The following is an 18,870-nucleotide window of genomic DNA, read 5'->3' on the forward strand; positions in this document are numbered from 1 at the left end:
TTCCTTGGTGTTGTTTTTGTCGAGCACTCATTTAAGGCTCAACCGTTGCGACTAAGCAAACGGCACACAGGAAGGGAGGCGTCTTTGGGCAAATCTGTCGCGTTCAGGTAACTCAGCAGGCGTACATCGATAGCTTGCGCTGGATGAAATCGAGGAAGCACTGGATGCGCAGCGCCAGTTGAGTATTGCGGTAGTAGACCGCGTGGATCGGCTGGCGATAGCCGTTGTTGGCCTCGGCCAGCACCACCTGCAGGCGGCCAGCGCGAATGTCTTCGTGGGTCATGAAATGCGACAGGCTGACGATGCCCTCACCGGCCAATGCCAGCTGGCGCAGGGTCTCGCCGCTGGAGGCGAGGATCGCCGGGCGGATCGGCCAGCGATCGCCCTGAGCATGGCGCAACGGCCACTGATTGAGCGTTTCGGGTGCGCTGAACCCCAGCAGGCAGTGCGCACTGAGGTCTTCGACCTTCTGCGGTGTGCCGCGCCGGGCCAGGTAATCCGGGCTGGCGAGCACCTGCACGGGGCTGCACCCCAGCGATCGGGCGTGCAGGCTGGAATCGGCCAGTTCACCGATGCGAATGGCCACGTCGGTGCTCTGTTCCAGCAGGTCAATGATCAGGTCGTCGGTATTGAGCTCGAGCTCGATGCCGGGGTACTGGCGGCGAAACTCGCCGATCCACGGCAGGATGGCATGCAGCATGAACGGTGCAGCGGCGTTGATCCGCAAACGCCCGGATGGGGTCTGGCGATTCATCGACAGGCGCTCTTCCATGTCGTCCATCTGCTCGAGGATGGCCCGCGAACGCTCGAGGAAAAAACGCCCTTCCTCGGTCAGGTCCATGCGCCGGGTGGTGCGGTTGACCAGCGTGGTCCCAAGCTTGCCCTCCAGGCGCGACAGGGTGCGACTCACCGCCGACGGGGTCTGGCCCATCTGCTCGGCGGCGGCGGAGATCGAACCGCAGTCGATGACGGCGACGAATACCTGGAGTTCTTCGGATCGGGTTTTCACGCGGCGGCCTTGGGCTTGGGGTAGTGCTGATTGATAGCTGCTGGGCGATAACGGCGCAAGTGGCGCCGCGTCATCACTCGGCCTTGCCGAACACCTTGGCCAGGTGCGCCTCATACGCCGCCAGTGCTGCCGGCACATCCGGGCGCTTCATCACATCCACCGCCAGGAAGGTCGGCAGGCCGGTCATGCCAAGGAACTGATTGGCCTTGTGGAACGGGAAGTACACCGCATCCACACCCTTACCTTCGAAGAAGTCGGTCGGATCGTCGAAGGCCTGCTGCGGTGCGTTCCAAGTCAATGAGAGCATGTACTGCTTGCCCTGGATCAGGCCGCCGCTGCCGTACTTCTGCGAGGCATCGGAACGGGTGCGGCCATCGTTGGCGTACAGGCTGCCATGGCCTTCGGTGAAGACCTCATCGATGTACTTCTTCACGGTCCAGGGCGCGCCCATCCACCAACCTGGCATCTGATAGATGACCACATCCGCCCAGAGGAATTTCTGCACCTCTTCCTTGACGTCATAGCCACCGTCGATGAAGGTCTGCTGCACATCGAAACCGGCGCGGTCCAGATAGGCCAGGGCGGCCTCGTGCAGGGTGCGGTTCAGGCGGCCGTCGGAATGAGCGAACTGTTTGCCGCCGTTGAGCAGAAGAATCTTTTTCATGGTGAGCCTCGCAGGTCTGGGTCGGTCCGAGGCAAGTACGCCTGCCGACCGAGTCAAAAGTGATGGCGGCAGATTAGGCAGTCGCGAGCGCAGGAAAAAGCCGGGTGGCGGCAAAATACATTTGCCTTCAAGTCACGAATAGACATCTGATTATTGCAATACAATCTGCTCACTTTCCCCCGCACAGGCCATCGCCATGAGTGAGCAGTTCGCTTTCATCCTCAAAGCCAAGACCCGTCCTGAAAAGGCCGAAGCATTCGAAACCCTGTTCCGCGCCTACGTCGAACCGAGCCGCCAGGAGCCCGGCTGCATCGAGTACCACATGCTGCGTGACAAGGAAGATCCGAGCCTGTTCGTGTTCTACGAGGTCTGGGCCGACAAGGCCGCCCTCGACCTGCACTCGGCGCTGCCACACATGGCTGCGTTCTTCGAGAAGCGCATGGACTATCTGGAGCGCGACTTCGATATCCAGATGATCGAGATGCTCAGCCCGTCTTCCGCTAGCCGTTGATCAACAGGTGCCCGCCGAGCAGCGCCAGGCCGATGAAAAAGCAGCGCTTGAACAGCGCGGCGCTGATGCGCTGACGCAGCCAGGTGCCGGCGAACATGCCGAGCAGGGCGGGCACCAGCATCAGCAATGAGGCGCCCAGGGCCGGGCCGTCGAGCGCGTCCTGCCCGGCCAGGCCAAGTGCCAGGGCGAGGGTCGAGACCGTGAACGACAGCCCCATCGCCTGGACCAGCTCATCGCGATTCAGCCCCAGGCCCTGCAGGTAGGGCACACCGGGCATCACGAATACCCCGGTCGCTGCCGTCACCACCCCCGTCAGCAGGCCGCACAGCGGCCCCAACCACCACTCCCATTGCGGCGCGACCCGCAAGCCCGGCCCCACCAGCCCATACAACGCATACACCAGCAGTGCCCCGCCGAGCGCATGCGCCGCCCATGGGCCGCTGTCGATGCCAAGCCACAGGCTACCCAGCAGCGTACCCACGACGATCATCATCAACATGCCGCCCAGGCGCTTGAGTAGCCCGCGCAGGTGGCCACCAGAGGCGAGCTGCCACAGGTTGGTGAGAGTAGAAGGCACGATCAGCAGCGCCGCTGCCTGCGCCGGAGGCATAGCCAGCCCGAGCAGGCCCATGGCGATGGTCGGCATTCCCAGACCGATCACACCCTTGACCGCACCGGCCAGGGCGAAGGTAAAGATAACCAGCAGCGAAAGCGCCAGCCCCATGTCTTGATACAACACAGTAAAGGTATTCATGGCGCCATCCTGCACCCTCGGCGATCGGCTGAAAATCTGCCATATACTCAGCCAGACTCTTGCCAGGACAGAGGCACATGCATTTCGACCTGATCGACCTCAGCCTTTTCCGCCACACGCTCGAATGCGGCAACATCACCGCCGGCGCCCGCCGCAGCCATCTTTCGCTGCCTGCGGCCAGTGCGCGCATCCGCGCCATGGAAACCTCGTTGGGCATTGCCCTGCTCGAACGCAACCGGCGAGGGGTGCAGCCAACACCTGCGGGCCAGGCGCTGTTGCAGCATGCGCGGCTGATCGCCCAGCAGGTCGAGCGGTTGCAGTACGACCTCGGCCAATATGCCCAAGGCCAACAGGGGCAGGTGCGCCTGCTGTGCAATACCGCGGCGCTGACCGAGTACCTGCCGGAGTTGCTGGCTGCGTACCTGGTGGCGTTTCCGGGCGTCAGCGTCGACGTGCAGGAGCAACCGAGCCTGCGCATCGTACAGGCGATCACCCGGGGGACTGCGGACCTGGGCATCATCTCCACCGCAGCACCGAGCGAGCACTTGCAGGTGCGGCCATTTCGGGAGGACCCGCTGGTGCTGATCATGCCCCTGGCCCATCCGCTGGCGGCAGAGCCGTCGCCGCGATTCGTCGACAGCCTGGTACACGGTCATGTGGGATTGGCAGCGGACAGCGCCCTCGCCTTGCACCTGGAAGAACAAGCGCTACGCCTTGGGCGGCGGATGCAGGTGCGAGTGCGGGCCGAGGGTTTTGACGGTGTGATCCGCATGGTGGCCGGGGGTGCTGGGGTCGGCGTGGTGCCGTTGGCCTCGGTGAGACGCTGGGAGGGGGTGCTGCCCTTGCGCTGGGTGGCGCTGGAGGAAGACTGGGCCAATCGTCGGCTGCAGCTGTGCGCCCGGGATTTTGCCGGGTTGCCGGGGTATGCGGCGGCGCTGGTCGAGCGGCTTGGGCTTGAGGAGTGAGTTAGCCTGGGAGCGGCGGTTCGTCGCCCCGACTTGTCCCGCGAACAAGATAACGCGCTGCATGGCACCGGCTTCGCCAGTGATCGCGGGACAAGCCCGCTCCCACAGGGATTGGGCTGGTCTTTAGATTTTGAGCAAGACAGTTGCCCCTACAAGAGCTCCGCAACTTCTGAATACTGCGGTGTTAATTGTGGGAGCGGGCTTGTCCCGCGATCACTGGCGTAGCCGGTGCCATGCAGCGCGTCGTCTGCCTCGCGGGACAAGTCGGGGCGCCGAGCTCTCGCTCCCACAGGGGGAGCGGTTCTCCGTTGCGACTTGCCCGCGAAAAGGCCGGTACTGACTCAGCACACCTCGATCAGAACAACTTCACCGTATAGCTCAGGATCAACCGGTTCTCATCGATATCGGTCCGGTAGTTGGACCGCGCCATGACATTGCGAACCCGCACTCCCAGCCCAGCCAGCGGCCCGCTCTGCACCACATACGCCAGGTCCAGATCGCGCTCCCGGTCACGCCCTTCGAAGCCAAGCCCGGTGTCCACATCCCCGCCCTTCACATAGCGCAGGGTCGAGGTCAGGCCGGGAATGCCCAGGGCCACGAAGTTGTAGTCATGGCGCACCTGCCACGAACGTTGCCCCGGCGCCGAGAACTCGTAGGTTGGCAGCGTGTTACCCATCGGGTTGGTGTTGGCCCCGACCTGGATGAAGCCATCCTTGCCGCCGATCTGCTGGTAGCCCACATAGAAGGTATGCCCGCCAGTCTTGGCCGAGAACAGGCTGAACAAGGCATGGTTGTCGTAGTCACCGGCAATCTTGCGACCGTCCTCGCGGGCGTCGAAGTACCCGGCGTTGACACCCAGCGTCCAGTCGCCCACCGGCTCGGCGTGCTTGAAGCTGTAGAAGCGCTGCTGGTAGATATCCTCCAGTTGCGCCTGCCACACCCCGACGCTGGTGCGGTTGTCGTTGAAGGCATAGTCGGCGCCGACGTAGTTGAAGCGGTCGCTGGTGAAGCGCGCCAGCCGCGACGGGTTGATCGGGTCATTGACCAGCGCGTACATCTTCTGGCTGTTGGACGAGTCGCGCAGGCTGGTGGAGCGGAACTGGCCGGCGTTCAAGGTCAACCCGGCGATCTCGCGGGACTCGAGCATCGCCCCCTGATACGTTGGCGGCAGCAGGCGCAGGTCGCTGAACAACAGCACTGGCAGGTTGGGCATCAGCTCACCGACCTTGAGCTCGGTCTGCGACACCTTGAACTTGATCGCCGCACCCAGGCGGCTGTACTCGTCCGCCGACTTGCCGCTGGCAAGGCTCGGCAGCAGGCCCGACTTCGAATGCTCCGGGCTGCTGTCGAGCTTGAAGCCGAGCAGCCCGGTCACATCGAGGCCGACTCCCACCGTCCCCTGTGTATAACCGGAGCTGGCATTGAGAATGAACCCCTGCGCCCACTCCTGGGTACGGGACTGGGTGCTGCCCCCCTTGATATCCGCATAGTCGCGGCTGAAGAAGTAATTGCGCGCCTGCAAGGTGGCGCGGGCGCCTTCGATGAAACCGCTGTCTTCGGCAGAGGCATCGAGGCACAGCGCTGCGGCGACGCAGCCACCGGCCAGTCGGGTAGCCGATGAAAAACGTTGGGAAATCTGTACGTGCATGGGGAGCGACTCCTGGATTCGGGCAACAGCGATCCACCGCGGCAGCCCAAAGGCCGCCGACGTGGGGATGGCGTGATGAAGGGATCAGGCGGGCGCCGGGCCCGCCGGGCTACCGTTGCGAGAAGCGGTCGACCGCTAGCGGTTGACCAGCTTCGCGGGCAGCGCGATCACCAGGAAGCAGCTCAGGATCAGGCAGCCGGCGAACACCCACAATGCCGCATGGGAGGTGCCGGTGAGATCGGTCACGATACCAATCAGCGAGTTGCTCACCAGGCCCGCGATATTGGCCAGCGAGCAAGCCAGGGCGAAACCGGTGGCCGCGGCGGTACCCTTGAGGAAGGTCGCCGGCAGGCTGAAGAACACCGGCACCGCACCGATGATCGCCGCCGAGGCGATGGCGAACAGCGCCACGGTCATCACCAGGTTCTGGCTGAACAGGGTGCTGCTGGCCATGGCGATGGCGCCGATGATGAACGGCACGATGATGTGCCAGCGACGCTCGCGATGACGGTCGGAACTGGCGCCGATCATCAGCATGCCGAGCAGCGCGGCCAGGCTCGGAATCGCAGTGAGCAGGCCGATGTGGAAGGTGTCGCTGACGCCTGCATCACGGATGAAGGTCGGCATCCAGAACCCCATGGCATAGGCACTGAGCAGGATCGAGAAATCGATGCCGCCGAGCATCCACACCTTCAGGTTGAAGAAGCCATCGCGGAAGCTGTGCTTGCTGCCCTTGCCCTCGGCATCGTCCGCAGCCAGGTCGCTGGCCAGTTGCGCCTTGTCATCGTCGGACAGCCATTTGGCCTGGTGGAAATTGTTCGGCAGGGCCCAGAAGGTCAGGATACCGAGCAGCACGCTGGGGATCGCCTCGAGCAGGAACAGCCACTGCCAGCCATGCAGGCCGTGGACCTGGTCGAAGTGCCCCATGATCCAGCCAGAGATCGGACCACCGATCACGCTCGACAGCGGCAAGCCGATCATGAACAGCGCGATGATGCGCCCACGCCGGTAGGTCGGATACCACATGGTCAGGTAGTACAGCACGCCCGGGAGGAAGCCCGCCTCGGCGGCCCCGAGCAGAAAACGCAGGATATAGAACTGGGTGGTGGTGGACACGAACATGGTGCAGGCCGACAGCAGGCCCCAGGTGATCATGATCCGGGCAATCCAGAGCTTGGCACCGACGCGCTCCAGGATCAGGTTGCTCGGCACCTCGAAGATGATGTAGCCGACGAAGAACAGCCCGGCACCCAGGCCGTAGGCTGCGGTACTGAACTGCAGGTCTTCGAGCATCTGCAGCTTGGCGAAGCCGACATTGATACGGTCCAGATAGGCCGCGAGATAGCAGAAGCACAGGAAGGGAATCAGCCTCCATGTGATCTTGCGGTAGAGCGCTTGTGTGCCTTGGTCGGTTGCACTGTGAACCGCGGTTGCATTCGCAATTGGCATTTCTTGTCTCCTGGCGGCGACTTTGTGGTTGTTTTTAGGCCAGCAGTTTTCGACGCTCCAAGAGCGCCGCACACTACAGGCGGCTGTCCAGGGCAGCGTCACAAGACCCCGAGTGCTCCTGCGGGGCGACCGTCCGCACAGCGGACGGCGATGGAACGGGCGTTCCTGCACCGTTCCTCGATTGTTATGGGTACAAAGCGCCCGGCTCAGTCGGCCAGGCGCTTGAGTTGCTCCATGGCCTCCTGGCGGCTGACGACATCGCCGTACTTGCTGTCGATGTCGAACAGGTTCGCTTCGTGCGGATCCTCATGGCGATCGCCGACGCACTCGCGCACCACGATGGTCCGGAACCCGTGCTGCAGCGCATCCACCGCACTGGCGCGGATACAGCCGCTGGTGGAGCAGCCGGCCAGCACCACGGTGTCGACCCCTTGCGCATGCAGCAGCGGTGCAAGGCTGGTGCCGAAAAAGGCGCTCGCATACTGCTTGCTCAGCACCACTTCCTGCGCCAGTGGCATCACCGCCTCGCAGAATGCAGCCAGTGGATTGCCCTCGACCATGTCCCTCATCACCGGCGCCTTGCGTACCCACACGCCACCATCGGCAAAGTGCGGGGGCTGGTAGCGGATATTGGTGTGGACCACCAGAGTACCGCAGTCACGCGCCAGCGCCAGCAGGCCGCTGGCCTGCTCGACGGCCGACACCACGCCGGGGGCGTAGAGCGGCGCACCGGGGGTGGTGTAGCCCTGCATGAAGTCGATCATCAGCAGGGCCGCCTTGCGGCCGAAGCCGATGCGCTGGCCCCACACGCCCTGGTAGTTGTCACGGGCGCTCTGTGCGTCGCTCATGTCCGTCTCCCGTTTCAGTAGGCGCCCGACAGCAGGGCACCAGCGCCCGGAACCACAGGCTCCAGGTCCAGCGCCTTGAGCATGGCGTAGGTGGTGGCGATGGCCGCGGTGACGACCGGCTTGCCGGTCTGTGCCTCGACCTTGGCCACGGCGGGTAGCGACTGCATCTGCACGCAGGCCGACAGCACCACCACATCGACGCCTTCCAGGTTCATGCCGGCGACGATGCCCGGCAGGTTGGCCGGATCATGGCGCGCCACGGCGAGGTTGTCGGGGATCTCCAGCGCACGCCAGTCCTGAACCTCGAAGCCCTCTTCACGGATGTAGTTCACCACCAGCTCGGTCAGCGGCTTCATGTAGGGCGCAACGATGGCGATGCGCTTGGCCTTCATGACGTGCAACGCCTCGACCAAGGCACCTGCACTGGTGATCACCGGCGCCAGCGCGTCGTTGTCGGCGGTGGCTTTCTGCAAGCGTTTCTCCGACTGGCGGTGATAGCCCAGCCCCATGGCCATGATCGCCACCAGGCACGCGTAGCCCAGCACGTCGACCTTGGCGTCGGACAACTCCACCGCGCAGCGGTCGGACTCGGCGTCCATCGCCGCCAGTTCTTCCTTCTTCACCTGCTTCATGCGCATGCGGCTGGAGTGGAAGGTGAAGCGCTCCGGGCGGATCGCCTGGCGCGCGGTGAGCATCGCCGGGATCTCGGTTTCCATGGTGGTGTTCGAACTCGGCACGATCTGGCCGATGCGATACAGCTTGGTCATGTCTCGTGCTCCTTCAGACGAGGGGGTGGTCGAGGAAATCGCCGAAGGCGGCAAAGAAGCCTTCGAGGTCGTCCCAGGGAATCATGTGGCCGGCGTTGTCGACCTGAACCACCTGGATATCCGGCTTGAGTTCGCGGATCTCGGCGATGTCCTGCGCCTGGATCACACCGCCACGTCCGGCCACCATCAGCAGCGCTGGCTGGCGCACGGCAGGCAGGTCCTGATGGATATCCACCTCGTGGAAATCGTTGAAGGCCCGCACGATCGCCGGCTCGTGGCAGGTGTGCAGCCATTCGGCGCGCAGGGCCAGTTGCTCGTCGCTCCAGGTCGCGCAGAAGGCACGCATGTCCTCACCGGTCATGCCGATCGTCGCCTGGCGGATCGAATCGACGTACCACGGCAGCTTGCTGGGATACTCGCGACGGCCCGGGCCGGACACCGGTGGATCGATCAGCACCAGGCGCTGCAGGCCCGGCGCGCCCTGGGCGGCAGCGCGAATGGCGAAGCGTGCGCCCATCGAATGACCGACCAGGTGATAACTGCCAAGCCCAAGCGCTGCGGCGAAGGCCGGAATGTCGGCGGCGCAGGCGTCGGTGCCGTAGTCCAGGCCAGGGCCGCTGGAGGACAAGCCACGCCCGCGCACGTCCAGCACATAGGTGTCGAAGTGCTGGCCGAGGCGCTCGGCGACGAACCCCCAGGTGATCGCCGGGCTGGTGATCCCCGGCACCAGGATCAGCGCCGGCCCCTTGCCGCCGTAGCGCAGGTAGTGCTGGCGGATGCCGTTGGCGCTGACGTTGCCGCCGGCGACGAAGCTGCTCATGCCGCCTCCCCGCTTTTCAGTTCCTGGCCATAGAGGTCATAGCCGTAGACCCACGCCGGGTCTTCCTGGGTGTAGAGGAAGGTATTGGCGTTGGACACCGACTGCACCCGCGAGGCGCGTTCCTTGCGGTTGGCTTCGTAGAGGGCGAAGGCGGTGCGGTGGTCGGACAGCCCGGTCTCCTGCAGGCAGCGGGTCAGCATTGCCGCGTCCTCGATGGCCATGCAGGCGCCCTGGGCCATGTGCGGCTTCATCGGATGGCAGGCATCGCCCAGCAGCACCAGGCGGCCACGGCTCCACAGCGGCAGCGGGTTGCGGTTGCGCAGCGGCCACTTGGTGATGGACTCGGTCGCGTCGATCAGCTTGTGCACCGTCGAGTGGTAGCCCTCGAAGGCGGCGCGCATCTCTTCCTGGCTGCTGTCCACGAACGGGCCCTGGAAGTCCCAAGCCTCGTGCGGTACGCCGGTGACGAAGTAGTACTCGTCGCGTTTGCCGGTGGTGTAGTAGACCATCATGTGACGATCGTCGGTCCACCACTTCACGCAGTCCTCGAACACGTCTGCGTGCTGCTTGAGCTTGTCGCCGCGAATCAGCGCACGATGAGCGACCCAACCGCTGTAGATCGGCGCTTCAGCGCCCAGCAGTTCCTCGCGGATCTTCGAGTGGATGCCATCGGCACCGATGACGATATCGGCCACGGTATGAGTGCCGTCGGCGAAGTCCAGGCGCACCTGGTCACCCTCGTCGACGATCTTTTCCAGGCGCTTGCCGAAATGCACGGTGCCCGGCTTGATCGCCTCGATCTGCAGCGCGTGCAGGTCGCCGCGGTGGATGGTGATGTACGAGGCGCCGTACTCGCGGCGAGCGAACTCGCCCAGCGGAATCCGCGCCAGGTAGTCGCCGGTCTTGCCGTCGCGGCTGAACCAGAAGTCCGGGTGCGAGCTCATCAGCTCCAGCTTCTGCTCGAGGCCCATGCGACGGAAGATCTTCATCACGTTGGGGCCGATGTGGATGCCCGCACCAAGGCGGGTGAACTCCGGCGCCTGCTCGAACACCTCGACGTCGAACCCGGCCTGCTGCAGCAACGTGGCGGCCGCCGCCCCACCCAGACCTGCACCGACGATTGCGATTTTCTGCCTACCCCGCATGGGTATGTCTCCTCTTGTTCTGATGTGTTGCCAGCGGTTCGGCCGCTCGACGATTTAGAGTGTATACGCTCTATTTTTTTAATTGGAAGAGGCAGTGCGAAATATTTTCAAGGACCGCGATCAATGGCGATAACGCGGTCATTGTTACCGCAAACATTGGAATATGTGTGGATAGGTAACGTTTGATCGCAAGGCTTGCGCTAATCGGCGGGATGCGCTTTCATCTGATCAAATATGGTGTACACACTATTGTTTTGCACCGAGATGACGCGCCCGGCACTGCCGTGGTGCAGCCGCTCGACCCTTGAGTCCTGACCAGGAGAACCCCCATGCCGGTGAGCAATGCAGAGCTGACCCAGATGTTCGAACACGTGCTGAAACTGTCTCGGGTTGACGAAACCCAGAGCGTCGCCGTGCTCAAGAGCCACTACTCCGACCCGCGCACGGTCAACGCCGCGATGGAGGCCGCGCAGCGCCTGAAGGCCAAGGTCTATGCGGTGGAGTTGCCGTCGTTCAACCACCCCACGGCGATGGGCAACGACATGACCGCTTACTGCGGCGACACCGCGCTGACCGGCAACATCGCCGCCCAGCGGGCGCTGGAAGCGGCCGACTTGATCGTCGACACCATGATGCTGCTGCACTCCCCCGAGCAGGAGCAGATCCTCAAGACCGGCACGCGCATCCTGCTGGCGGTCGAACCCCCGGAAGTACTGGCGCGCATGCTGCCCACCGAGGACGACAAGCGTCGTGTGCTGGCCGCCGAAACCCTGCTCAAGCAAGCGCGCAGCATGCACGTGCGTTCCAAGGCCGGCAGCGACTTCCACGCCCCGCTCGGCCAGTATCAGGCGGTCACCGAATACGGCTACGCCGACGAGCCGGGACGCTGGGACCACTGGCCCAGTGGCTTTCTCTTCACCTGGCCGAACGAGGACAGCGCCGAAGGTACGCTGGTGCTGGATGTCGGCGACATCATCCTGCCGTTCAAGAACTACTGCCGCGAGCGCATCACCCTGGAGATCGAGAAAGGCTTCATCACCGGTATCCACGGCGGCTTCGAGGCCGAGTACCTGCGTGACTACATGAAGTACTTCAACGACCCCGAGGTGTACGGCATCTCCCACATCGGCTGGGGCCTGCAACCCCGCGCGCAATGGACCGCCATGGGCCTGCACGACCGCAACGACGGCATGTGCATGGACGCCCGCGCCTTCTACGGCAACTTCCTGTTCTCCACCGGCCCCAACACCGAGGTCGGCGGCAAGCGCAAGACCCCGTGCCACCTGGATATCCCGCTGCGCAACTGCGATATCTACCTGGACGACCAGGCCGTGGTGCTGGCCGGCGAGGTGGTCGCGCCCGAGGAGTCCAAGGCCCGATAGGGGTTATACTGGCCCGGCGCTCCGCTTTCGGGGGCCGGCCAGCCAACCCACACAGCCCAAGCCATAACATGCCGAAGAAAACCACCCCCGTTACCACCCCGCTCGACACCACGCCGTATGACGTCACCGAACAGATCGGCCACTTGCTGCGCAAGGCGTACCAGCGGCATACGGCGATCTTCCAGCAGCAGGCGTGCGATCCACAGCTCACCTCGATCCAGTTCGTCACCCTGTGCGCCCTGCGCGACCACGGGCCCAGCTCCCAGGCCGAGCTGATCAAGGCCACGGCGGTGGACCAGGCGACCATCCGTGGCATCGTCGAGCGCCTCAAGGCGCGCGAACTGGTGCAGCTGTCGCCAGACCCGGACGACCGGCGCAAGGTCATCGTCGAGCTCACCGAAAGCGGCTCGGCGCTGCTCGATGCGATGATTCCGTGCGCACGACAGATCAGCGAGCTGAGCATGGGCAGCCTCAATGCCGGGGAGCGGGTGGCGATCCTGTTCCTGTTGCGCAAGATGATCGACAGCGACGAAGTGGCTGGCTAGCACCCCGCCGCCCTTTCGCGGGCAAGTCGGGGCGCCGAACCGCCGCGAAAGCAGCACCATGGGGCATGATACGGGCCCCACCCGCCCCCTACCCCCTTCCATTCCATCTCTGGCCTGCTTCTTGCTCACCATTTCATGTAGTGAGTACTTACCGAAAAAGCGCACCAATTGTGTTCTTTGGTAGCGCCCCAGAGATGAGCCAACAATGCAAACAACCATCTCCCTGCGGATCAACGGTCAGCCTGTGGATGTCAGCGCCGACGCCGACACACCGCTGCTGCTGATCCTGCGCAACGACCTGTGCCTGAACGGCCCCAAGTACGGCTGCGGCCTGGGCGAGTGCGGGGCCTGCACGGTAATCATCGACGGGGTGGCCGCGCGCTCCTGCGTGATTCCGCTGGCCGGCGCCGAAGGCCGCGAGGTCACCACGCTCGAAGGTCTCGGTAACAAGGCCGCGCCGCACCCGGTGCAGCAGGCGTTCATCGACGAACAGGCGGCCCAGTGCGGCTACTGCATGAACGGCATGATCATGACCGCCAAGGCCCTGCTCGACCGTATCCCCAATCCCACCGACGAACAGATCCGCAACGAACTGTCCGGCAACCTCTGCCGCTGCGGCACCCACGTCGAAATCCTGCGCGCGGTGCGCCGCGCCGCCGGCCGCCAGGCCTGAGATCCGGAGAACCTCATGAATCACTCGCAACAGGTGCCTTCACGCGAGCAATTGCTGGCCAGCCGCGGCGTGCTGCTGATCGTCGACGAGATCACCCCACCCTCAGGGCCGGTCGCAAAGGGCGTGACACCGGTAATCAAGGACCGCGAACTGGCACTGTTCATCGCCGTCAGCGACGACGGCCTGGTCTACGCCTTCAATGGCCACGTCGACCTGGGTACCGGCATCCGCACCTCGCTGGCGCAAATCGTCGCCGAGGAGCTGGACCTGCGCATGGACCAGGTGCACATGGTGCTCGGCGACACCGAGCGTGCGCCGAACCAGGGCGCGACCATCGCCAGCGCCACCCTGCAGATTTCCGCCGTGCCCTTGCGCAAGGCCGCGGCCACGGCGCGACGCTTCCTGCTGCAGCAGGCCGCCCTTGAGCTGGGCTGCGCAGCCAATGCGTTGCGGATCGAAGAAGGCGCGGTGATCGCCGAAGACGGCCGTCGCCTCCCCTTCGCCGACCTGGTCCGCGGGCAAAACCAGCAATTGCGCATCGCCGACGACGCGCCGCTCAAGGCCGTCGAGGACTATCGCCTGGTCGGGCGCAGCGCCGCGCGGGTAGACATCCCCGGCAAGGCCACCGGCGAGCTGACCTACGTGCACGACATGCGCCTGCCCGACATGCTCCACGGCCGGGTGATCCGCCCGCCCTATGCCGGTCACGACAGCGGCGAGTTCGTCGGCAACAGCCTGCTGGCGGTGGATGAAAGCTCCATCGCCCATGTGCCTGGCGTGGTCGCCGTGGTGGTGATCCGCGACTTCGTCGGCGTGGTGGCCGAGCGTGAGGAGCAGGCGATCCGCGCCGCCCACGACCTCAAGCTGAGCTGGAAGCCGTTCACTGGCAAGCTGCCCGACCTCAGCGACGTCGCCCAGGCCATCCGCGACAACCCCAGGGTGCAGCGCACCGTACTGGACAAGGGCGAGGTCGACGCGGGCATCGCCAATGCCAGCCAGCGCCTGAGCCGCAGTTACCTGTGGCCCTACCAGCTGCATGGCTCGATCGGCCCGTCCTGTGCCCTGGCCGACTTCACCGAAGGCCAGATCCGCGTCTGGTCCGGCACCCAGAATCCGCACCTGCTGCGCGCCGATCTCGCCTGGTTGCTGGAATGCCCCGAAGCGCGCATCGAGATCATCCGCATGGAGGCGGCGGGCTGCTACGGCCGCAACTGCGCCGACGACGTGTGCGCCGACGCGGTGCTGCTGTCGCGAGCGGTCGGGCGCCCGGTGCGAGTGCAACTGACCCGCGAGCAGGAGCACGTCTGGGAACCCAAGGGCACCGCGCAACTGATGGAGATCGACGGCGGCCTGAACGCCGACGGCACGGTCGCCGCCTACGACTTCCAGACCAGCTACCCCTCCAACGGCGCCCCCACCCTCGCCCTGCTGCTGACCGGCGCGGTGGAACCGGTGCCGGCGCTGTTCGAAATGGGCGACCGCACCTCGATTCCGCCCTACGACTACGAACACATGCGCGTCACCATCAATGACATGACACCGCTGGTACGCGCCTCGTGGATGCGTGGCGTGTCGGCGATGCCCAACAGCTTCGCCCACGAGTCCTACATCGACGAACTGGCCTTCGCGGCAGGCGTCGACCCGGTCGAATACCGCCTGCGCCACCTGTCCGACCCGCGTGCCATCGATCTGGTCAAGGCCACCGCCGAACGCGCGCAGTGGCAGGCGCACACCCAGCCCATGCAGGCGCCCGCCGAGGGCGACGTGTTGCGCGGTCGCGGCTTTGCCTATGCGCGCTACATCCACAGCAAATTCCCAGGCTTCGGGGCGGCCTGGGCGGCCTGGGTCGCCGATGTGGCGGTGGACCGGCGCACCGGCGAGGTGGCCGTCACCCGTGTGGTGATCGGCCATGACGCGGGCATGATGGTCAACCCCGAGGGCGTGCGGCACCAGATCCACGGCAACGTGATCCAATCCACCAGCCGCGTACTCAAGGAACAGGTGCACTTCGAGGAATCGACGGTGGCCAGCAAGGAATGGGGCGGCTACCCGATCCTCACCTTCCCGGAGCTGCCTGCCATCGACGTGATGATGCTGCCGCGCCAACACGAACCACCGATGGGCAGCGGCGAGTCGGCCTCGGTGCCGAGCGCGGCGGCCATCGCCAACGCGATCTTCGACGCCACCGGCATACGCTTTCGCGAGTTGCCGATCACGGCCGAACGGGTGCGTGCTGCGCTTGGCGGTAACGGCGAGGATTCGTCTGCGCCAGCACAGCCCGCGCCGAAACGCTCGAAGTGGTGGTTCGGCTCGATCGCCGGCGTGTTCGGTGCCGCCCTGGGCATGCTCGCCACGGCCCTGCCCTTTCGCACGGAAATCGCGCCGGTGACGCCTCCGGCGGCCGGCAGCTGGTCGGCGGCGATGCTCGAACGCGGGCGCCAGGTGGCGGCGGCCGGCGATTGCGCGGTGTGCCACACGGTCAGCGGCGGCAAGGTCAATGCCGGCGGCCTGGCGATGGAAACGCCATTCGGCACGCTGTACAGCACCAACATCACGCCCGATCCGGAAACCGGCATCGGCCGCTGGTCGTTCGCCGCCTTCGAGCGCGCCATGCGCGAGGGCATCAGCCGCGACGGCCGACATCTGTACCCGGCCTTTCCCTACACCTCGTTTCGCAATATCACCGACGGTGACATGCAGGCGCTGTACGCCTACCTGATGTCGCAGACACCGGTACGCCAGGAGGCGCCGGCCAACGACATGCGTTTCCCGTTCAACCAGCGCCCGCTGATGGCCGGCTGGAACGCGCTGTTCCTCAAGCGCGGCGAGTACCAGCCCGACCCACAGCGCAGTGCGCAGTGGAACCGCGGCGCCTACCTGGTCGACGGCCTCGGGCACTGCACCGCCTGTCACTCGCCGCGCAACCTGATGGGCGCGGAAAAAGCCGGCAAGAGCTACCTGGCCGGGGGCATGGTCGATGGTTGGGAGGCGCCAGCACTCAACGCCCTGGGCAAGTCGTCCACGCCCTGGAGCGAGAGCGAGCTGTTCAACTATCTGCGTACCGGTTTCTCCGACAAGCACGGTGTCGCTGCCGGGCCCATGGGGCCAGTGGTCAGCGAGCTGGCGACCTTGCCGGAGAGCGACGTGCGGGCCATTGCCCACTACCTGAGTTCACTGGACGGCGAGCCGCAGACGGTCGCGACCCAGGCTGCGCCCCAGGTCGATACGCAACTGTCCATCAGCAATGGCGAGCGGGTATTCAAAGGTGCGTGCATGGCCTGTCACAGCGATGGCCTGGGCCCGAAGCTGTTCGGTGTCAGCCCGTCGATGGCGGTCAACAGCAACGTGCACAGCGATGTGCCGGACAACCTGCTGCGCGTGATCCTGCACGGTATTCCAACGCCTGCGACCCGCGACCTGGGCTATATGCCCGGCTTCAGGGATAGCCTCTCGGACCGCCAGGTGGCGGACCTGGCCGCCTACCTGCGCCAGCGTTTCGCCGCCGACAAACCGGCATGGCAAGGGCTGGCGGCGAAGAGCGCGCAGGTACGCGCCAACCCCGGCAGCCACTGAGGCTAGCGGCGCAGACCGCGCAGGGCGAGATCGCTGATGAAGTCCAGCCAGTCGGCCTTGGCCTGCTTGTCGGCGAGGTCCACGGCGAGGAACGAGCTGAGCGTATGGCGGTTGGAGTTATAGAAATAGCAGAGCGAGGCAATCATCAGGTAGGCGTGGGTGATGTCGATGTCATTGCGGAACAGGCCCTTGGCCTGCCCCGCCTCGATGATCGGCCGCAGCACGCCGACCGCCTCGCCGGACAACGCCTGCAGGTTCTGCGACTTGCGCGCGTGCTGGCCCTGGTGAAGGTTTTCGGTGGCCAGGATGGTAACGAACTCGGGATGACGCACGTAGTAGTCCCAGATGAACGCCACCAGTTGGCGCAACGCGCTCTCGGGGTCGGACAAGTCAAGGCGCAGCTTGGCCTCGGCCTGGTTGAAGCTGGCGTAGATATGCTCCAGCACGCTGATGAACAGCTTTTCCTTGTTGCCGAAGTAGTAATAGATCATCCGGTCGTTGGACTTGGCCAGCGTGGAGATCTGCTCGACGCGCCCGCCGGTGAAGCCCTCCTTGCTGAAGACCTTCACCGCGGCCTTGAGGATGTTGTCCTTGGTGCGGTCGGCCTGCTGGGCACGAACACCGGTTTTGCGAGTCTGCATGTCGGTCCCTGTGGGGCTGGCCAGATAGCCAACACTGCCACAGACATGGGGTGTGGCGCCAACGATTGGAACGGGGTAACCGAACATGCTGCATGTCGACCGGCCCAGCAGATCGAACGCCTGCACAGGCCGATCGGGCTGGACCTGGGCAGCAAGTCGCCAGTGGAAATCGCCCGGCGGTAATGGCGGATGTGCTGCGGGTGTATCGCGGCAAGGCGCGGGATGCGTTGTAGCCGCAATGGCTACTTCAATAGGCAATCGACAACTCGCGCAGCGCAGCTGAAGCCAGAAAACCGGAACGCGAGGCATATCGACTATCGCGCTTCACCTTCTCGTCGATGCGCTGCAGCAGGTTCTCTGGCAGCGTCGCATTGAAACGCACCGCCTTGCCCAAGTAGGGCGTGACATCAAAATCAACTACGGCCCAGATACCACCGGCAAAATCCGGATTGGCCACGTGTACATCGATCTCCTGCGCCTGGGGTAAAGGCTCGTCATCGGCGACAAGGCCTTCAAAATGCAGCGCCAGTGCCTCCTGGACGTTATCGAGCGCTTGGGCAGCGGAGACGCCGGCAGAAAAACAACCTGGGACATCGGGTACGGTCACGCCGTAGTCGGAATCTATGTCCTTGTGCAAAACAACTGGAAATTTCATCGACTCATACATCTCCTTAACTTAAACCAGCCCCTAATACACACTACCCACACAATCCCTGACGAGCGGTGGCACGCTCTTTGAGGTGAAGGCTTTATCTGGTTCACATGTAGGACAAATGCACCTTGCCGCCCGCCAATCTCTTTCCCCACAATCCCCTCCACGCCGCACCACGACAGGGAACTCACCGTGCCATCGATCTATCAGCTCAAACCCCGCTTCCAGGCTCTGCTGCGCCCTTCGGTGCAGCGTCTCTACGATCGCGGCGTCACTGCCAACCAGGTCACCGTCGCCGCAGCGTTGGTGTCGGTGCTGCTCGGGCTGCTGCTCGCCTGGCTGCCCCACGTCACCTGGCTGTTCATCCTTGTCCCGGTGTGGATGCTGCTGCGCATGGCGCTCAATGCCGTCGACGGCATGCTGGCCCGCGAGTTCGGCCAGCAATCGACCCTCGGTGCCTACCTCAACGAACTGTGCGACGTGATTGCCGACGCGGCGCTGTACCTGCCCTTCGCGTTGCTGGTCGGGGTGTCGCCGGCACTGGTGGTGCTGGTGGTGTTGCTTGCCGTCATCAGTGAATACGCCGGGGTGATGGGCCCGCTGGCCGGTGCTTCGCGGCGTTACGACGGCCCGATGGGCAAGAGCGACCGGGCCTTTGCCTTCGGCGTACTGGGTACCGGCGTGGCCTTCGGCGTGCTGAATCCGACGTGGATCAACGGCCTGCTGCTGGTCATCCTGCTGCTCTCGCTCTATACCCTCTACAACCGGGTACGCCACGGGCTGGCCGAAACCCGCTGACCCCACCGCCGCAGGACAAGGACTTT

18 protein-coding genes are annotated in these 18,870 nt (G+C 64.6%); 7 read left to right on the forward strand and 11 right to left on the reverse strand.

What is annotated here, in order from left to right; genetic code table 11:
- Positions 1–112 precede the first annotated feature (112 nt).
- Together APH44_RS10595 and APH44_RS10600 are read right to left on the reverse strand one after the other, a co-directional pair.
- Positions 113–1,009 (reverse strand): LysR family transcriptional regulator, encoded by an 897-nt coding sequence (locus APH44_RS10595; RefSeq protein WP_054892645.1) that lies wholly within the window; start codon positions 1,007–1,009, stop codon positions 113–115.
- A gap of 73 nt (positions 1,010–1,082) precedes the next feature.
- Positions 1,083–1,673, reverse strand: coding sequence for an NAD(P)H-dependent oxidoreductase (locus APH44_RS10600; RefSeq protein ID WP_054892646.1), 591 nt, complete (start codon positions 1,671–1,673; stop codon positions 1,083–1,085).
- A 196-nt stretch (positions 1,674–1,869) separates the two neighbouring features.
- Here APH44_RS10600 and APH44_RS10605 point away from each other — a divergent pair, with 196 nt between their 5' ends.
- The gene (locus APH44_RS10605) at positions 1,870–2,184 is read left to right on the forward strand and encodes a putative quinol monooxygenase (protein WP_054892647.1); all 315 of its coding nucleotides are present in this window, start codon (positions 1,870–1,872) and stop codon (positions 2,182–2,184) included.
- Here the strand turns inward: APH44_RS10605 and APH44_RS10610 are convergent.
- Complete coding sequence (locus tag APH44_RS10610) at positions 2,174–2,938, reverse strand: sulfite exporter TauE/SafE family protein (RefSeq protein WP_054892648.1); 765 nt, start codon at positions 2,936–2,938, stop codon at positions 2,174–2,176. The genes APH44_RS10605 and APH44_RS10610 overlap by 11 nt on opposite strands.
- A 77-nt stretch (positions 2,939–3,015) precedes the next feature.
- Here APH44_RS10610 and APH44_RS10615 point away from each other — a divergent pair, with 77 nt between their 5' ends.
- Positions 3,016–3,903, forward strand: a complete 888-nt coding sequence (locus tag APH44_RS10615) for a LysR substrate-binding domain-containing protein (protein WP_054892649.1) — start codon at positions 3,016–3,018, stop codon at positions 3,901–3,903.
- A gap of 355 nt (positions 3,904–4,258) precedes the next feature.
- Here the strand turns inward: APH44_RS10615 and APH44_RS10620 are convergent, their stop codons facing one another.
- The 6 genes from APH44_RS10620 to nicC form a co-directional block, all read right to left on the reverse strand.
- Positions 4,259–5,551, reverse strand: coding sequence for an OprD family porin (locus APH44_RS10620; protein ID WP_054892650.1), 1,293 nt, complete (start codon positions 5,549–5,551; stop codon positions 4,259–4,261).
- Positions 5,552–5,686: 135 nt separating this feature from the next.
- Positions 5,687–7,000 (reverse strand): MFS transporter, encoded by a 1,314-nt coding sequence (locus APH44_RS10625; RefSeq protein ID WP_054892651.1) that lies wholly within the window; start codon positions 6,998–7,000, stop codon positions 5,687–5,689.
- 206 nt (positions 7,001–7,206) lie between these two features.
- Positions 7,207–7,848: an N-carbamoylsarcosine amidohydrolase gene (locus APH44_RS10630; RefSeq protein WP_054892652.1), complete on the reverse strand. Its 642-nt coding sequence runs from the start codon at positions 7,846–7,848 to the stop codon at positions 7,207–7,209.
- Positions 7,849–7,862: 14 nt separating this feature from the next.
- The gene (locus APH44_RS10635) at positions 7,863–8,615 is read right to left on the reverse strand and encodes an Asp/Glu racemase (protein WP_054892653.1); all 753 of its coding nucleotides are present in this window, start codon (positions 8,613–8,615) and stop codon (positions 7,863–7,865) included.
- A gap of 13 nt (positions 8,616–8,628) precedes the next feature.
- Positions 8,629–9,435 (reverse strand): N-formylmaleamate deformylase, encoded by an 807-nt coding sequence (nicD, locus tag APH44_RS10640; RefSeq protein WP_054892654.1) that lies wholly within the window; start codon positions 9,433–9,435, stop codon positions 8,629–8,631.
- The gene (nicC, locus tag APH44_RS10645; protein ID WP_054892655.1) at positions 9,432–10,580 is read right to left on the reverse strand and encodes a 6-hydroxynicotinate 3-monooxygenase; all 1,149 of its coding nucleotides are present in this window, start codon (positions 10,578–10,580) and stop codon (positions 9,432–9,434) included. Before nicC ends, nicD begins: the two co-directional genes overlap by 4 nt.
- Positions 10,581–10,909: 329 nt before the next feature.
- On the opposite strand from nicC, the gene APH44_RS10650 reads away from it, so the two are divergent.
- The 4 genes from APH44_RS10650 (at position 10,910) to APH44_RS10665 (ending at position 16,753) form a co-directional block, all read left to right on the forward strand.
- The gene (locus APH44_RS10650; RefSeq protein WP_054892656.1) at positions 10,910–11,962 is read left to right on the forward strand and encodes a 2,5-dihydroxypyridine 5,6-dioxygenase; all 1,053 of its coding nucleotides are present in this window, start codon (positions 10,910–10,912) and stop codon (positions 11,960–11,962) included.
- A 68-nt stretch (positions 11,963–12,030) separates the two neighbouring features.
- Positions 12,031–12,507, forward strand: coding sequence for a MarR family winged helix-turn-helix transcriptional regulator (locus APH44_RS10655; RefSeq protein WP_054892657.1), 477 nt, complete (start codon positions 12,031–12,033; stop codon positions 12,505–12,507).
- 205 nt (positions 12,508–12,712) lie between these two features.
- Positions 12,713–13,180, forward strand: a complete 468-nt coding sequence (locus tag APH44_RS10660) for a (2Fe-2S)-binding protein (RefSeq protein ID WP_054892658.1) — start codon at positions 12,713–12,715, stop codon at positions 13,178–13,180.
- 15 nt (positions 13,181–13,195) lie between these two features.
- Complete coding sequence (locus APH44_RS10665; RefSeq protein ID WP_054892659.1) at positions 13,196–16,753, forward strand: molybdopterin cofactor-binding domain-containing protein; 3,558 nt, start codon at positions 13,196–13,198, stop codon at positions 16,751–16,753.
- A gap of 2 nt (positions 16,754–16,755) precedes the next feature.
- Here the strand turns inward: APH44_RS10665 and APH44_RS10670 are convergent, their stop codons facing one another.
- Together APH44_RS10670 and APH44_RS10675 are read right to left on the reverse strand one after the other, a co-directional pair.
- Positions 16,756–17,394 carry a TetR family transcriptional regulator gene (locus APH44_RS10670; RefSeq protein WP_054892660.1) on the reverse strand — a complete coding sequence of 213 codons (639 nt, stop codon included), beginning with the start codon at positions 17,392–17,394 and terminating at the stop codon, positions 16,756–16,758.
- A 247-nt stretch (positions 17,395–17,641) separates the two neighbouring features.
- Complete coding sequence (locus APH44_RS10675; RefSeq protein WP_054892661.1) at positions 17,642–18,049, reverse strand: type II toxin-antitoxin system HicB family antitoxin; 408 nt, start codon at positions 18,047–18,049, stop codon at positions 17,642–17,644.
- 189 nt (positions 18,050–18,238) lie between these two features.
- On the opposite strand from APH44_RS10675, the gene APH44_RS10680 reads away from it, so the two are divergent.
- Positions 18,239–18,844, forward strand: a complete 606-nt coding sequence (locus APH44_RS10680; RefSeq protein ID WP_054892662.1) for a CDP-alcohol phosphatidyltransferase family protein — start codon at positions 18,239–18,241, stop codon at positions 18,842–18,844.
- The last annotated feature ends 26 nt before the right edge of the window (positions 18,845–18,870 follow it).

This window comes from Pseudomonas sp. NBRC 111143 (assembly GCF_001320965.1).
Taxonomy (GTDB): domain Bacteria; phylum Pseudomonadota; class Gammaproteobacteria; order Pseudomonadales; family Pseudomonadaceae; genus Aquipseudomonas; species Aquipseudomonas machongensis.